At 67.3% G+C, this 15578-nt stretch carries 13 protein-coding genes and 2 pseudogenes; 2 read left to right on the forward strand and 13 right to left on the reverse strand.

Annotation, left to right across the window (positions count from 1 at the left end):
* Nucleotides 1–10: 10 nt before the first annotated feature.
* On the reverse strand, nucleotides 11–1069 hold the full coding sequence (locus NE2_RS05455; protein ID WP_233429673.1) for an enoyl-CoA hydratase/isomerase family protein: 1059 nt from the start codon (nucleotides 1067–1069) through the stop codon (nucleotides 11–13).
* Nucleotides 1070–1206: 137 nt separating this feature from the next.
* Between NE2_RS05455 and NE2_RS05460 the strand changes: the two genes are divergently transcribed.
* Entirely contained in the window at nucleotides 1207–1968 is a 762-nt protein-coding gene (locus NE2_RS05460) for a 3-hydroxyacyl-CoA dehydrogenase (RefSeq protein ID WP_063024405.1), read from the forward strand.
* A gap of 175 nt (nucleotides 1969–2143) precedes the next feature.
* Here the strand turns inward: NE2_RS05460 and NE2_RS05465 are convergent, their stop codons facing one another.
* From NE2_RS05465 to NE2_RS05520, 12 genes and pseudogenes are all read right to left on the reverse strand, one after another.
* On the reverse strand, nucleotides 2144–3397 hold the full coding sequence (locus tag NE2_RS05465; protein ID WP_106958371.1) for an AMP-binding protein: 1254 nt from the start codon (nucleotides 3395–3397) through the stop codon (nucleotides 2144–2146).
* Nucleotides 3348–4520 (reverse strand): annotated as a pseudogene (locus tag NE2_RS36930) (AMP-binding protein); the annotation flags it as partial. The pseudogene NE2_RS36930 and the gene NE2_RS05465, both read right to left, overlap by 50 nt.
* Entirely contained in the window at nucleotides 4517–5566 is a 1050-nt protein-coding gene (locus NE2_RS05475) for an aldo/keto reductase (RefSeq protein WP_063024409.1), read from the reverse strand. The gene NE2_RS05475 and the pseudogene NE2_RS36930, both read right to left, overlap by 4 nt.
* A gap of 31 nt (nucleotides 5567–5597) precedes the next feature.
* Entirely contained in the window at nucleotides 5598–6113 is a 516-nt protein-coding gene (locus NE2_RS05480) for a DoxX family protein (RefSeq protein ID WP_063024626.1), read from the reverse strand.
* 13 nt (nucleotides 6114–6126) lie between these two features.
* On the reverse strand, nucleotides 6127–8427 hold the full coding sequence (locus NE2_RS05485) for an acyl-CoA dehydrogenase family protein (RefSeq protein WP_373862221.1): 2301 nt from the start codon (nucleotides 8425–8427) through the stop codon (nucleotides 6127–6129).
* Nucleotides 8428–8567: 140 nt separating this feature from the next.
* Nucleotides 8568–8999: an acyl-CoA thioesterase gene (locus NE2_RS05490; protein ID WP_063024413.1), complete on the reverse strand. Its 432-nt coding sequence runs from the start codon at nucleotides 8997–8999 to the stop codon at nucleotides 8568–8570.
* Entirely contained in the window at nucleotides 8996–9667 is a 672-nt protein-coding gene (locus NE2_RS05495) for a PaaI family thioesterase (RefSeq protein WP_084493821.1), read from the reverse strand. The genes NE2_RS05490 and NE2_RS05495 overlap by 4 nt, the downstream gene beginning before the upstream one ends.
* Nucleotides 9664–10497, reverse strand: coding sequence for an acyl-CoA thioesterase (locus NE2_RS05500; RefSeq protein WP_063024415.1), 834 nt, complete (start codon nucleotides 10495–10497; stop codon nucleotides 9664–9666). The genes NE2_RS05495 and NE2_RS05500 overlap by 4 nt, the downstream gene beginning before the upstream one ends.
* Complete coding sequence (locus tag NE2_RS05505; protein ID WP_084493822.1) at nucleotides 10490–11269, reverse strand: enoyl-CoA hydratase-related protein; 780 nt, start codon at nucleotides 11267–11269, stop codon at nucleotides 10490–10492. Before NE2_RS05505 ends, NE2_RS05500 begins: the two co-directional genes overlap by 8 nt.
* 17 nt (nucleotides 11270–11286) lie before the next feature.
* Nucleotides 11287–12137, reverse strand: a pseudogene (locus NE2_RS05510) (alpha/beta fold hydrolase).
* A gap of 21 nt (nucleotides 12138–12158) precedes the next feature.
* Entirely contained in the window at nucleotides 12159–13145 is a 987-nt protein-coding gene (locus tag NE2_RS05515; RefSeq protein ID WP_063024417.1) for an NAD(P)H-dependent flavin oxidoreductase, read from the reverse strand.
* 9 nt (nucleotides 13146–13154) lie between these two features.
* Nucleotides 13155–13949 carry an enoyl-CoA hydratase/isomerase family protein gene (locus NE2_RS05520; protein ID WP_233429676.1) on the reverse strand — a complete coding sequence of 265 codons (795 nt, stop codon included), beginning with the start codon at nucleotides 13947–13949 and terminating at the stop codon, nucleotides 13155–13157.
* 374 nt (nucleotides 13950–14323) lie between these two features.
* Between NE2_RS05520 and NE2_RS05525 the strand changes: the two genes are divergently transcribed.
* On the forward strand, nucleotides 14324–15568 hold the full coding sequence (locus NE2_RS05525) for an ABC transporter substrate-binding protein (RefSeq protein WP_063024419.1): 1245 nt from the start codon (nucleotides 14324–14326) through the stop codon (nucleotides 15566–15568).
* Nucleotides 15569–15578: the final 10 nt, after the last annotated feature.

Below are 15578 nucleotides of genomic sequence, written 5' to 3' on the forward strand. Positions count from 1 at the left end.
GGGACACCTTCTATACGGAGAACCCGGGTTCGACGGGGCCGATCTCGTCGACCAGCCCCCAGCGCACGGCGGTCTCGGCGTCGATTCGCTCCCCGGTGAGCATCATCCAGGCCGCTCGCCATCGTCCGATGCGCCGCACGACACTCACCGTGCCACCGGCTCCCGGCACTAATCCCATCCCGATCTCGGGCAGCTGGAAAAATGCGTCGGGAGCAGCGGTCAGCCGCCCCGCGAAGGCCGCCATCTCGATGCCGGCCCCGATACACGCACCGTGCACCCGGGCCGTCACCCGATCACGCAGCCGATCGATGATCCGCCACGGCGCCCGCTCCAGACGCACCAGATACGCGGCGACCAGATCGGTAGCGACACCGAACTCGTCGAGATCACCACCACTGCAAAAAGCCGGTCCGGCACCGCGCAATTCGATTCGCGCGATCGAAGGATCGAGCTCCGCCAGCTGGAACGCCTCGAGCAGCGACTCACGCATCCGCATACTCACCGCATTGCGACGTCCCGGATTGTCGAGCAGAACCTCGAGCCGGTCGCCGCGGCGCTCGACCCGCACCACGGGCTGCTCCGGGGCCACCACCGGGCGCACCGGCCTTTCGGCACGCCAGCGCGCGAATTCACTGCCACCCAGCAACATCGAATACACCGCGGCCTCCGCGGCGAGCCCCGCCTCGACATCCAGCGCCGACGTCTGACGCACCAACCTCGCCAAAGCCACACTCGCACGCGGGTTCCGGCCCACCGCGTCCGAAATCCGATCCACGCCGGACCGCAGATCCACACACCCGATCAGCTCCCGCCCCTCGGCCGACGACGACAGCGTCAGCGTCGTGGCACGCAGCAGCGGCTCCAACCGAGCCGTCGGCTCGGACTCGAGAACGCCCACAACGATCCGGAGGCTCCCCGCTACCGCTTCGGCCGCCTGCCGAATCCTGGCCGGCGACTCCGCTCGCCACTCGTCCAACGACACCGCCACCAGCGGCCCCTCGGGTTCACCGAGCGGACCGATCCGCAACTCCCACTCGCCCGGGGCGAGCGACAACCGTTCGTACACCACCCCTCGATCCTGGCACCCACGGATCCGACCTTCGATCGGAAGTCGCGGCTACCGCCCGTTAATTCTTTCAGATAGATTACATAGTGAACTATGTACCGGGAGTGTCGGAATCTCCCGCGTCGCGAAAGGACATTCGGATGCAGATCAACGACAGCGTCGCCGTCGTCACCGGCGGAGCCTCCGGCCTCGGCTTGGCCACAACCAAGGCGCTGCTGGCAGACGGCGCCCACGTCGTCATCATCGACCTCCCCTCCTCCAACGGCGAGGCCGTCGCCAAGGAACTCGGCGGGCGGGTGCGTTTCGTCGCCGCCGACGTCACCGACGAGAATGCGGTATCGCAGGCGCTCGATGTCGCTGAGTCGCTGGGGCCGCTGCGGGTCGCGGTCAACTGCGCCGGCATCGGCAACGCCGCCAAGACCGTCAGCAAGAAGGGCCCCTTCCCGCTGGACGGCTTCACCAAGGTCGTCACCGTCAACCTGATCGGCACTTTCAACGTGATCCGACTGGCCGCCGAACGCATCGCCAAGACCGAACCGGTCGATGGCGAGCGTGGCGTCATCATCAATACCGCTTCGGTTGCCGCCTTCGAGGGCCAGATCGGCCAGGCCGCCTATTCCGCTTCCAAGGGCGGTGTCGTGGGGATGACCCTGCCCATCGCCCGCGATCTCGCCTCACTGCTGATTCGCGTGAACACCATCGCGCCGGGGCTGTTCAAGACGCCGCTGCTCGGCACCCTGCCCGACGAGGCGCAGCAGTCACTGGGCGCCCAGGTGCCGCACCCGGCCCGCCTCGGTGATCCGTCCGAGTACGGTGCCCTCGCCGCGCACATCGTGTCCAACCCGATGCTCAACGGCGAAACCATCCGCCTCGACGGCGCCATCCGCATGGCCCCGCGCTGAGGGTGATCGTGCGGCGGTTCGATCCATGAACAGACCGGACCGCTGCACATTCGCCGAGTGGGCCGACCGCCCCGGTGGACACCGTGACCAGTGCCCGGCACGACAAAGCCCACGCGTCCGAGTTGCGGAAGGACAGCAGCGGCAACACGTGATTCCGCTGGGGACGCAGCCGAATTCAGTTCTGGGCCGATGCTGTGTGCGCGTCGATGTAATCGGACATCAGTTGACGGCGCAGGATCTTTCCGCTCGGCAGCCGTGGCACCTCACCGAAGGCGATCGACCGGGGCGCTTTGTAGTGTGCGAGCCGGTCGCGGCAGTGGTCGATCAGTTCTCGCTCGAGATCCGGGCCCGGCGTCACACCGGCTGCCGGCTGGACGACGGCGTGCACGCGCTGGCCCATCTCCTCGTCCGGTAGCCCGATCACCGCCACGTCGAACACCGCGAGATGCAGGGTGAGGGCGTCCTCGATCTCCTGCGGGTAGATGTTCACCCCACCGGAAAGGATCAGATCGGAGCGACGGGCCGACAGGTAGAGGTAGCCGTCCGCATCGACATGACCGAGATCGCCGAGGGTGTTCCAGCCCTTGTCGTTGAACGCTTCCGCGGTTTTGGTGGCGTCGCCGAGGTATTCGAATCGCTGAATGTCGCTGAACCAGACGGTCCCGATCTCGCCCGGCGGAAGTTCGTTGCCGTCGTCGTCGCAGATGTGCACGACGCCTTGGACAGCGCGGCCGACCGATCCTCGATGGGTGAGCCACTCCGGCGTGTTGATCATGAAGAATCCGGTTCCTTCACTGCCGGAGTAGAACTCGGTCAGCTTCGGGCCGAACCATTCGATCATGCGCTCTTTGACCTCCACCGGGCACGGGGCGGCGGCATGCACGACCAGCCGTAGGCTGGATACGTCGTAGCGATCCCGAATATCGGTGGGCAGCTTCAGCATTCGCACGAACATGGTCGGTACGAACTGGGCGTGGGTGACGTGGAATCGATCTATGAGCCGTAGAGTTTGCTCGGCGTCGAACTTCTCCATCACGATCGCGGTGCCGCCGTTGCGCACGGTGCCCAGGGTCCAGCCCAGCGGCGCGGCGTGGTAAAGCGGGCCGGGGCTGAGGTAGACCGAATCCGGTCCGAAGCCGAACGCGCTGCCCATCCGGCGCGGCGACCACAACGCCCTCGGCGACAGCCGGATGCGTGCGCAGCACGTCCTCGATCTGACCGGAGGAGATCGTCTCTCCGGCCCGGATGATGACGTCCTTGATCCGGTCGGTGATCGAGAGCCGGCCGTCGGCGTCGAGGTGGCCGAGATCTCCGGTGCGCATCCAGCCGTCGTCGGTGAATGCGCTCCGGTCGAGCGCGCGGTTGCGGTAGCCGACGAACTGGTCGGGGCCGCGGGTGACGATCTCGCCGTCGACTCCGGCCGCCACATCGCGACCGGCGGGGTCCAGGACCCGAACCTGCACGCCAGGCAGCGGGACTCCGTCGGTGTTGATCCGCGCGTCCGGCGGATCGTCGACACCGCAGACGGTGATAGTCGGGTGTTCGGTCGAGCCGTAGCACCGATAGGTCGTGATGCCCGCCGCCGCGGCCCGCCTGCCGAGTTCGTCCGGGACAGTGGCCGCGCCGAGCATCAATTCGGTCAGAGTGGCCAGCTTGTCACCCCGGTCCGCGATGTTGAGGATCCCGGTCAGATGGAAGGGGGTGCCGACCGTGGAGGTGACCCCGTAACGCGCGATCAACTCCACCGCCGCGTGCGGATCCCAGTTCTCCAGGTAGACGGTGTCGGTGCCGTGCAGGATCGGGCGCAGCACGGCGCCGACTCCCGCGATGTGGCCGGGCGGGAACGACACCAGATGCACCGCTCCCGGATTCGCATTCTGCAGGCGCGGCATGGTGCGTTGCTCGGCGAGTATCGAATTATGGCTGTGCTGCACACCTTTCGGCGCCGACGTGGTCCCGGATGTGTACACCAGCAGGCACACGTCGTCCGAACGCACCTGCGGGGCGCGATACACGCCGTCACGGTCCAGCTGCGCCCACGTCGTCGCACCCTCGCATTCGGCAGGGCCGACGACCACGATCCGTCCCAGCGTGGGCACCGCCGACAGGTCGGTGATCCGGTCGGTGTACCGGGTCGAACGCACTCGCTCCGGCATGATCAGGACCTTCGCCCTGGATTCCGCGAGAATGAACGACAGCTCGGCGGTGCCGTAGATATGCACGACCGGTACCAGCGTCGCACCGGTCAGCAGCACCGCCTCGTAGGCCACCGAACATTCGAACCGGCTGGGCAGCTGCACGACCACCGCGTCGCCGGGGCCGATCCCCATGCCCTGGAGGGCAGCCGCGACACACTGTGCCTCGCGATGGAGATCGCCGACCGTGGTTTCGAGCACCGTGTCCGCCCCGGCGAACACGACCGCCGAACCAGCGTGGGACTCCACGCCGGCCTCGAACGCGTCGAGCAGGGTTCGATCGGTGTACCAGCCGTCGCGATACCACTTGGCGCGCAACGCCTCGGGGTCGTAGGTGGTGATCTCGCCGGTGGTCATGCGGTGCTTCCGATTCGGCGAGCGGCGCGTCGTAAATGCTTGTGCCGCAACGCCCGTGGTTCGTAGGCAAGGTCGGTGCGGGCGAGAGTCACGCCGGGGGCGACCACCTCGTCGACCAGATCGAGCACCTCGTCCGAGAGCGCGGTGTCCAGCACCTTCAGTTGGCTTTTCAGCTGCTCCATCGTGCGCGGGCCGATGATGGTCGAGGTGACCGCCGGATGTGCGAGGGTGAAGCCGAGCGCCAGGGTGATCAGATCCGTGCCCGCCTCGGCAGCGATCTCGTCGAGCCGCACCAGCAGCGCGAGTTTGCGTTGCGCGCCTTCGGAATCCATCCGCCAAGCTCCGTGACCGAGGCGGTTGAACCGTGCCCCCTCGTCGGATGTGCTGTCCCCGCGGTACTTTCCGGTGAGCCAGCCCCCGTTGAGCGGGCTCCAGACGATGGCACCCATTCCGTAGCGCTGACAGGTGGGAAAGACATCGCGCTCGGCGCCGCGCACGAAGATCGAATACGGCGGCTGTTCACAGTGCGGCGCGATATGACCGCGATCGGCGGCCACCCACTGCGCCTGCACGATCGCCTCCGCCGGAAATGTCGAGGTGCCGACCATACGGACCTTGCCGGCGCGGACGAGATCCGACAGGGCGCCGAGGGTTTCGTCCAGATCGGTGGCCTCGTCGAGCCGATGCACCTGGTACAGGTCGATGTAGTCGGTGCCGAGACGGCGCAGACTGTCCTCACAGGCCCGTACGATCCATCGCCGTGACGCCCCGCGGTGATTGGGATCGCGGCTCATCGAGTTGAAGAATTTGGTCGCCACCACCACCTCGTCGCGGCGAGCGGCGATCGCCTTCCCGACGATCTGTTCGGACTCGCCGCGCGAGTACACGTCGGCGGTATCGATGAAGTTGACGCCCGCGTCGAGGGCCCGGTCGATGATCGCGCGGCAGTCGTCGTGGTCGGCGTTGCCCATCGCTCCGAACGACATCGCGCCCAGACACAATCTGGACACGGTGACTCCGCTGCGTCCGAGACGTTCGAACTCCATGGTCATCGTCCCTTCCGTATGGGTGTCCGGGTCACCGCGCGGCCTCCGGCTCCCGCACCGGGCGATAGCACGCACCCAGTAGTGCGGCCGGGGCCGCGAGGCCGAGAATCATCGACAGCGCGAATCCGGCCCATCCGTCGCAGACGTTGTGCCCGAGAATCGCCCAGTCCAGACTGAACCTGCCCGCTCCGCCGATCGCGACCGAGACTGCGCCGACCGCGAGGATCAGGTTGTACTCCCACCCGTTACCTGTGATGAAGAAGCCGTGCCCGCGGTGCACTGTCCAAGCCGCCACCGCCATCAGCGACACGAATGCCGCCGCCGCGAACGGGGTGAGCAGGCCCAGGGCGAGCAGGACTCCGGCACCCAGCTCGGTGCCCGCGGCCAACCACGCCTGCACCTTGCCCGGCCGCATACCGATGCTGTCGAACCATCGTGCGGTGCCGGGAATTCGGCCGCCGCGTACCAGCTTTGCGTATCCGTGGGCGGCCATGGTCAGTCCCAGGCACACTCGCAGCAGGGCCAGGGCCGCATCGATCGCAGTCACGAGATCTCCTTGTTCACGACAGTCGGGCCAGCACCGCGCCGGCGGCACGGTCGCGCAGATTCTCCGGGCGTCCCAGCGCCACCTGGTTGCCGGTGGCTCGGCGCAGCAGCAGATGCGCCGGGTGTTCCCAGGTGAAACCGATGCCGCCGTGGATCTGGATGCAGTTCTCGGCCGCCCAGACCGCGGCGTCGAGTGCGGCCGCGGTGGCGACATCCACGGACAGTCGCGTTTCGGCGTCGTCAGACTCGACGTCCGCGGCGGACAATACCTGGGCGCGCGCACCCTCGGCCCGCACCAGCATGTCGGCGCAGCGATGTGAGATGGCTTGATAGGAGCCGATCAGGTGACCGAACTGTTCGCGCTGTCCGGCCCAGTCGACGGCGAGCGCCAGGGCCCGGTTCGCCACACCGACCGAGTCGGCCGCCAGAACCAGCTGGGCCATCGGCCGCGCGGCGTCGAGGATCCGGGTCACGTCGGCGCCGCGGGCGATGACCTCCGGCTCGACCCCGTCCAATACCACCACGCCGATGGTGCCGGTAACGTCCACCGATTCCTGCGCTTCTATCTCGACCTCGATGGGTTTCACCGTACCGAGCACCAACTCGCCGGTACCGCTATCGCGGGCGAGCAGCACCAGCCGATCAGCGACCGGCGCACCGGACACCCGCTCGACCGACCCCGACAGCCGGGTTCCGTCCAATGTTGGCAACCTGCCCTCGACCGCCCAGCCGTGGTCATCGACCGGGACGACGAATGCGGCGGTGGCGCCGTCGCAGATCGCGCGCACGACGTCGGTGGCGCCGGCCTGCCGCAGGACTTCGAGTGCGATGAGCGTCGGGACCAGCGGCACCGGGGCGACCGCGTAGCCGGCTTCCTCGACGGCCGCGGCCAGCAGGCGTAGGCTCGCGCCCCCGCCACCGAGGGTCTCGGGCAGCGCGAGGCCGGGCAGGCCGAACCTGATCAGCTCGTCCCAGAGCCCGATGTCGTAGTCGGCCGTCTTGGTAGCCCAGGACAGCAGCTGGTCGGTTCCGCTGTGCGCGGCGAGCGCCTTGCCGAGCACTTCACGCAGCGCGGCCTCGTCTTCGTCGGGCGATGACAGTGGACGGCCCGGTACCACCGCCGCGAGGCGGGTGCCCTCACCACGATGCGACGGCAGGCCGAGCACCTGCTCGGCGATGGCGTTGCGCTGAATTTCGGCGGTGCCGGCGCCGATGGTCGAGGCCCGGGTCATTAAGTAGCCGTAGGTCCAACTGCCGCCGGCGACCGCGCCGGGCGACCGGCCACCGAGGGCCGCCCCCGATCCGGTGAGCCGCAGCGCCAGCCGATGCAGTTGCTGTTCGAATTCCGATTTCACCAGCCGGTTCACCGAGGCGACTCCACCCGGATCCGCTTGGCGCAGAACGGCATCGAGGGCGCGTGCACTGTTCGCCGCGATGGCTCGCACACCGGTCTCGACGAAAGCGAGTTCCTGGCGAATCAAGGCGTTGTCGGCATAACCCTGGCTGATCGCGAGCGAGAACACCTTGTCCACCAAGCCGCGGTAGCGGAATTCGTCGGCGAGGAATGCGGTGGCGCGCTCGTGACCGAGCGAGGTGCGCATCACCGACCACCCCATGCCCTCCTCGCCGACGAGATTCCCCGCGGGCACCACGACATCGTCGAAGAAGACCTCGGCGAAGTGGTAGCCGCCGGAGGCGTCGCGCAGTGGCCGGACATCGATACCGGGTGAGTTCATCGGAATCAACAGATAGCTGATGCCGTCGGTGCCGCGCCCTGCGGGGCCGGTGCGCACCAGCGTGAACATCCAGTCGGCCTCGGTGGCCTGGGTGGTCCAGATCTTTTGGCCGGTTACGCGGTAGGTGTCGCCGTCGCGCACGGCCTTGGTGGACAGCGAGGCCAGATCGCTGCCTGCGCCTGGTTCGGAGAAGCCCTGGCACCAGGTCTCGTCGGCCCGCAGCAGCGGTTCGAGGAAGCGCTTCTTCTGCGCGTCGTTGCCGTAGACGATGAGGGTGGGTGCGACGATGAAGGCGATCGGGTTCGGATGCTTGGGCACACCGGCGGCACTGGTCATCCGGTAGTAGTCGAGCTGGTCTTCGAGCCCCAGCTCGAGCCCGCCGACCGACTTCGGCCACCCCGGCGCGGCAACGCCCGCGTCGACCATCTCCGACTGCCAGGCGCGGGCGGCCGCGGCGCGCTCTCTCGATGTTTCCGGCCGCGGACGCCGCACATAGTCGTCGAGCAGCGCGGTCAAACGCGCACGCCAGTCGCCCGTCGCTGCCGGCACCTTCGCCGCGCCTGTCGATCCTTCCACCACGCCTCCTCGGCCTCTTTCACTACGCGCTGGACTCAATCAGCACTAGGTTAACTTAGTTACAGATTACCGCCCTCGCTTGTCCAGCGAAAGGCCCGCAGACCGCCCGAATATCCGGGCCGGTCCGCTTCGACGTTCGAGAATCAGTCGCCAGGCAGGAGCAGCTTCTGCGCCACGGTCCGGTACTGCTCGCTCAGCGGGACAGCCCCCGGTCGGCCCTCGACGGTATTGACGTCGACCGAACGTGACACCGCTACCGGTCGGCCGTGCTGGAACAACCCGGCCCGGAACTCGATCGAGGTCCGTCCGACCCGGTGCACGCCGGCGCCGAGCTGAACCTCACCCGGATACATCACTTCCGCGAGGTAGTCGATCTCGACATGCGCGAGGACCATGCGCAGCGGCACTCGCTCGCCCAGCAGCTCGACGATGATCCGGCCCACCGCGACGCGGCCCTCTTCGAAGAATCGCGCGATGGCGACATTGTTGACGTGGCCGATGGTGTCGATGTCGGCGAATATCAGGCTGATCTCACGCCGGCACGGATATGCCTCGAGCGGGAGAGCGACGATCATTCGGCACCTCCCGCACCGGACCGGTCGGACACGATGAACAACCCCTGCGCCGATACCGTCACCTGTCCGTCGGCGACGATCTCGCCCGTGGTGTATACCTTGCGGCCGTCCCGGCGGAGCCGCCGGGCCCGCACGGTCAGCGGAGCATACAGCGGAGTCGGCCTGCGGTAGCTGATCTCGAGCTGTGCGGTCATACCGCCGGAACCCGCCAGCTCGTTCGCCACCGCGAGCGCACCGTCGAGCAGCAGCGCGGACACGCCGCCGTGCACGAGTGCGGGCGGCCCCTGGTACGGAAGCCCCAGGGTGACAATGCCTTCCGCCCAGCCGTTACCGGCGTCCCGCATGGTCAACGGCGGCGCGATCGGGTTCTCCGGACCGGTCGCCGGATCGTGTCGCGCGATTCCCTCCCCCTGCCACATCTGCGAGAGCTGCGCTCGAACGGGGCGGGTACGGCTCTCCAGCGCGTCGGCGATGCGTTCCAGTTCGGCCGCGGCCGCGGGCAGCGCGGCGTCGTCGGGGGCAGTGCGCGCCAAGGCGCCGATGATGCGCCGCACCGCGACCGCAGAGTCGTTGAGCGGATCATCGATCGGCAACGCGGTCAGGGACGGATCACCAGGAGTGAAGCGCGACAGCAACTTTCGCCGGGCCGGTGCGATCCAGTCGATCATCGCGCCGGGCCGTCGAGCCGAGGCGCGGTATCGTGGTACGCCATTTCCTGGGCCAAGCTCGCCACGACCTCGCCGTTGTCGATGACGCCGCCCTGATACCAGCCACGCAGGCCCGCCGACACACCGTTGCGATAGTCGATGAACAGCCAGTCGTCCCAGCGCGGTGGCCGGTGGAACCACAGGGCGTGATCGAGGCTCGGGCCGAGGACCTCGCTGCCGACCGTGCGCTGCAGTCCCGTGGAGAAATCCGACAGGTAGGCGATCGCGGCCGCATGGACGAGCGGAACATGCTGCGGCAGTTCACCATTGGGACGGGCCCAGAACCTGACCGGGAAGAACGTGTCCGGGCTCGACCAGTCCTGCACCCGCACCTCCAGCGCGAGTTCCGGATCGAGCGTAAGGGCCCGGCACTCCTCGGGCGCCGCCACCGGCGTCACTCCCGAGCGGGTCCGCTCCTGCCCCTCGGCGACCGTCCGGAACGACGCCGACATGCTGAAGATGACCTCGCCGTCCTGCAATGCGACCACTCGGCGCGCCGAATACGAACGGCCGTCGCGATCGTTGTCCACCCGGTACAGGACCGATCGAGCGCCATTGCCTCGGCGCAGGAAGTAGCCGTGCAGCGAATGCGGCACCCGCTCGGGTTCGACTGTCGCACCGGAGGCCAGCAGCGCCTGCGCCATCACCTGGCCCCCGTACAGCGGGCGCTCGACATCGAAGCGGTGCACCGAACGGAACAGATCACGGTCGATACGATCCAGGCGCAATACGTCGGTGAGCGGAACCGTGCGCAATTCGTCGGCATTGCGCGCCACGTCCACCTCAGTCATCGGCCTTCGATTTCGTCGAGCGCTTGCCGAAGCGGTCACCGATATCCTTGCCGTCGGGACGCCACGAGGCCGATGCCTCGGCCTCCAAGCCGAGCGCATGCGCGACCGAAGCGCCGGCGCCCTCCTTGAGCAGACGCAGCATGCGCTGCACCGCCACCGGATGGCTCGCCGCGATCGATTCCGCGATCTCGAGGGTACGTTCCATCAACTTCTCGTGTGACACAACCTCGTTCGCCAGGCCGATGCGCAGGGCCGTCGCGGAGTCGATCGGATCGCCACTGAGGATGATCTGAAGCGCGGCCGGCAACCCGACGATGCGGGGCAGCATCGCACTGCCGCCCCAGCCGTTGAGCAGTCCGATCGAGGCATGCGTATCCGCGAAGACGGCTTGCTCGGAAGCGATGATGAACGAACAGTTCACCGCGAACTCGAAACCACCCGTGTAGCAGGGGCCGTTTACCGCCGCGATCACCGGTTTACCGATCGCCCGCAACACCTGGGTGGGAGTGGTCCCCTCGGTGCGCGGAGGCGGCCCGGTCAGTGCCTCGGGCAGATCGACGCCTGCGGAGAACGCGGTCCCCGCGCCGGTGATCACCACCACTCGGACATCATCATCGGCGTCGGCCTTCCACAATTCCCGTTTGATCGACTTGCGCATCGCCCGGTTGATGGCATTGCGCCGGTCCGGGCGATTCAACGTCAGGATCGCGACGTGGCCCTGCCTGGTCACCAGGACCGGTTCGGCCTCGACGCCCTCGTTCTTCTCACCCATCGGGACTCCCTTGTCTCTCAAACGAATTCGACTACAGCATCGGTGAACGCGTCGTTGTCGTCGCCGGCGGCGGTATGGCCCGCGCCGCTCAGTTCGACGAATCGCGCGGTCGGCACCACCGCTACGAACTTCTCGACCGCCTCGCGACTGACCACATCGGACAACGCGCCGCGCACTACGAGTATCGGCACACCCAGCGTCGCGGCCGCCGATTCGAGTTCGCCTACCACGTGCGCAGGCGCCGATCCGGCTTGTGCAGGAACTGCGGGTCCCAGTGCCATCGCCAGCGGCCGTCCGGACGCTGTCTCAGGTTGCGGCGCAAGCCCTCCGGGCTCCGCGGGCGCTGCCGATGCGGCAGATAGGCCGCGATCGCGTCCGCAGCCTCTTCGAGGCTGGCGAAACCGTCCGGATTTCCCTGCATGAAGGTTCTGATCCGGGTGCCGCCGCCAATCTCGATCCGCGGCACCACGTCGACCAGCACGAGTTTGCAGACCCCCTCGGCGCCCAGTTCACTCGCGACCTGCAAACCGGTCAGCCCGCCGAGACTTGCCCCGACAAGTGTGACCGGCTCCCCGATCTGATCGAGCACCGCGCACACGTCCTGAGTGAGGACATCGAGCTCATAGCCCTCGGCCGATGATGCCCAGGCACTGTCCCCATGTCCGCGCGTGTCGATCGCTATGACGCGAAACCCCTTGGCCGCCAGGTGCATACCGGTCCTCTTCCACGAGTGCCGGGTCTGCCCGGTGCCGTGCAGCAGGAGCACCACACGATCGCCGTCGTCACCCCAGCAATCCCCCGCCAGCCGCAGGCCACCGGCTCCGCGGAACTGCACGGGCCGGGCCGAACCGGTGGTCGCGATACTCATCATGCTCCTCCTACGACGGGATCAGGAGACCACGACCGGGTCCGAGATCAGGGCCGCGTTGCGACGCAGGACGCTCTCGGCCTCGGCCGCAATTCGGGTGACCAGCTCACCGGCGGTCGGGATGTCGTTGATCAGGCCCTGCACCATGCCGACGGTCCAGACGCCGGCCTCGGGATCACCGTTCTCGTAGACCTTACGGCCGCGAGTACCCGCCACCAGCTCCTGCACATCTTTGAATCGCCCACCCTTGCCCAGAATTTCGACGACTTCTTCGCTGACCGAATTCTTCGCCGCGCGCATGGTGTTGCGCAGTTGCCGGAAGATGAGCTGGGTGTCGAGTTCGGTCGCGGCGACGATCTGTTCCTTGACCCGCTGATGAATCGGGCTCTCCACCGTGCACATGAAGCGAGTGCCCATATTGATGCCGTCAGCGCCCAGCGCCAGTGCCGCGACCAGACCGCGACCGTCGGCGAAGCCACCGGAGGCCAGGATCGGGACGCTCAACTTGTCCGCCGCCGCGGGAATGAGCACCAGCCCCGGCACGTCGTCCTCGCCGGGATGCCCGGCGCATTCGAAACCGTCGATACTCAATGCGTCCACGCCGAGGCTCTGCGCCTTGAGGGCGTGCCGGACGCTGGTGCACTTGTGAATCACCTTGATGCCGTGCTGTTTGAAATGCTCGACGTGCACCTGCGGGTTCGAGCCGGCCGTCTCCACGATCTTCACTCCGGAGTCGATGATCGCGTGGCGATACTCCTCGTACGGCGGCGGATTGATCGACAGCGTCAGAGTGAGGTTGACACCGAACGGCTTGTCGGTCATCTCCCGGGTTCGGGCGATCTCCTTGGCGAGATCCTCCGGGGTGGGCTGGGTGAGCCCGGTGATGATGCCCAGGCCACCGGCCTCGGAGACCGCAGCGGCGAGTTCGGCGCGCCCGACCCACATCATTCCGCCCTGGACGATCGGATGCTCGATGCCGAACTCTTCGGTGAATCGTGTGGTCAACATGAGGGACTCCTAGACGTGCGCGGTGGGGGCGGGCTGCGAATCGGGTCGATAGAAGAGGGCCGCACGCTTCTCCAGGAACGCCGCACGCGCCTCCGCCGCGTCCGCCCCGACGATGTTGTTGGCCTGCACATGGTTCTCGCGCTGCAGCGCGGCCTCGATACTGCCGCCGTCCGCGGCCGCGTCGAGCAGCTGTTTGGTCAGCGACAGGGCCTGGGCGGGTGCGTGTACCAGTCGCCGGGCCATGGACTCGACCGTGCTGTCGAGCTCGTCGGGGGCCACGATTCGGGTCACCAGACCGAGCTCGTAAGCCTCTGCGGCCGAGAGGATCTCACCGAAGAAGGCGAGTTCCTTGGCCTTCTGCAGGCCGACCAGCCGGGGCAGCAGCCAGCTGCCGCCGAAGTCGAGCGAGAGGGCGCGGCGGATGAAGATCTGGGAGAACCTGGCCCGGTCGGTGGCCACGACGAAGTCGCATCCGAGCGCGAGGTTCCAGCCCGCCCCGACCGCGACCCCATCGACCTTGGCAATGGCCGGGATGGTGAGCGCCGACAGCGCCGCGGCCGCATGGCTCGCACGGTTCATGTACTCCAGTGCGTCGCCGGAGATCCCATCCAGGTCGGCGCCGGAACAGAAGTCGCCGCCGGTGCCGGTCAGGACCATGACCCGGTCGCCCGGCGTGCGTTCGATCTCGGTGAACGTTTCGGCAAGCTCGCGCCACATGGCCGGACTGCCCGCGTTCTTCTTCTCCGGCCGCGACATCACGACCGTCACCACCCCGTCGTGGCGTTCGACTTCGACCGTCTGCACCCTGCCCACCTTTCTGCCGAGCCTTCCGGCGACATCACCGGGAACTCACCTAGATAACATAGTTCACTATCTGACACGCCGCAAGATCGCATCACAACGTCCAGCGAACGCCGCCAACGCGCCGAAATCATTAGCAATGCTCAGTAGATTTCGGGTGCTCAGCCCGTATTTTTCACCCCCGCAACCGCTCCCGGCAGGAGCTGCGCAACGCCCGCCACGCGTGCCGCTGTTCGCCGAACTTCAATGAGCACCAAGTGAACTTAGATTGCTTATTGACACATCTAATTTTCGCACCTAGGTTTACCTGACCCCGGGTTTGTGACCCACATCACCTCCGAGCGTCGCAGCTCAGGCCCCTCAGAGAAGGAAGCACCATGACCGACAAGCGTGACAATTGGCGATCCATCAAGACCCGAGTCGGGCGGCTCGGCCTGATCGCGCTGGTTCCCGCGATCGCACTCGCCACTGCCTGCAGCAGCGGCGACAACTCCTCGAGCACCTCGGCCGAGGCTCCCAGCAGCGCCTTCCCTGACATGCCTGCAACCGGCAGCCCGATCAAGATCGGACTGATCAATCCCGAAGGCGGGCCGGCTGTTTCGCAACCGGCGAATCGTGAGGCGGCCGAGGCCGTCGTGAAGTACGCGAACGCGAACCTGGGTGGCATCGGCGGGCACCACGTCGAACTTGTCACGTGCGCGAGCAAAGAAGACCCGGCCTCGAACCGCGACTGCGCCAACCGAATGGTCGAGGCACAGGTGTCCGCCGTCGTCGTCACCACGACCGCGTTCGGCGACGCGATGGTCCCGATCATCACGGGAGCCGGTATCCCCTACCTCACCCCGGCCGGCGCGAGTGCCGCGGAGATGACCACCCAAGGCGCCTTCGCCCTCACCGGCGGATTCCCCGGCACCCTGAAGTCGATGGCGGTCTATGCCGCCGGCAAGGGATACAAGAAGGTCACCGCCTTCGTCGTCGATTCCGGCGCCGCGACCGCCACCGCGAAGACGATGGGTAGTGCGGCATTCGGCGCGGCCGGCGTCGACTTTCAGGTCGTGCCGATTCCGCCGGGCACGCCGGATGCGACCCCGCAGGTGAGTTCGGGAATCGCCGGCAATGTCGGCGCCATCGCTGTAGTCGGCGACGCGACGATGTGCACCTCGGTGGTCAAGGCGCTCGGCAACTTGGGCGCCACGCAAGACAAGATGCTGATCCAGCCGTGCCTGGATCCCGCCACCATCGAGGCCGTCGGCGACGCGATGAACGGCGCCCACGTCTTCACCACCGCGGACCTGGTCTCCAACGATCCCGAGGCGATGCTCTACCGCAGCGTGATGAAGAAGTACTCCCCCGGCACCGACCTCGGTGGCTACACCTACACCGGCTACCAGGGCATGCTCGGTCTGGTCCGCGCAGCCCAGGGCGTCACCGGCAATCCGAACGCCGCGGCGGTCTCCACCGCCGTCAAATCCGCCCAGAACGTGCCCCTGCCCGCCGGCCACGGCATCACCTTCACCTGCAACGGCACCGCGATGGCACAGCTGCCCTCGATCTGCAGCACCGAGTTGGTGACCGTGACGGTCGCCGACGGCAAGCCGACCGACCCCCAGGTCACCAAGTAAGTCCCCGCTT

The organism is Nocardia elegans NBRC 108235 (genome assembly GCF_001612845.1).
GTDB classification, from domain to species: Bacteria; Actinomycetota; Actinomycetes; order Mycobacteriales; family Mycobacteriaceae; genus Nocardia; species Nocardia nova.

Coding starts and splice junctions, on each gene's coding strand:
- NE2_RS05460 (WP_063024405.1), top strand. CDS start 1,207: ATGCAGATCAACGACAGCGTCGCCGTCGTCACCGGCGGAGCCTCCGGC.
- NE2_RS05465 (WP_106958371.1), bottom strand. CDS start 3,397: ATGTGGCGGCCGGAGTCGACGGCGAGATCGTCACCCGCGGCCCCGACC.
- NE2_RS05475 (WP_063024409.1), bottom strand. CDS start 5,566: ATGGAGTTCGAACGTCTCGGACGCAGCGGAGTCACCGTGTCCAGATTG.
- NE2_RS05490 (WP_063024413.1), bottom strand. CDS start 8,999: ATGATCGTCGCTCTCCCGCTCGAGGCATATCCGTGCCGGCGTGAGATC.
- NE2_RS05495 (WP_084493821.1), bottom strand. CDS start 9,667: ATGATCGACTGGATCGCACCGGCCCGGCGAAAGTTGCTGTCGCGCTTC.
- NE2_RS05500 (WP_063024415.1), bottom strand. CDS start 10,497: ATGACTGAGGTGGACGTGGCGCGCAATGCCGACGAATTGCGCACGGTT.
- NE2_RS05505 (WP_084493822.1), bottom strand. CDS start 11,269: ATGGGTGAGAAGAACGAGGGCGTCGAGGCCGAACCGGTCCTGGTGACC.
- NE2_RS05515 (WP_063024417.1), bottom strand. CDS start 13,145: ATGTTGACCACACGATTCACCGAAGAGTTCGGCATCGAGCATCCGATC.
- NE2_RS05525 (WP_063024419.1), top strand. CDS start 14,324: ATGACCGACAAGCGTGACAATTGGCGATCCATCAAGACCCGAGTCGGG.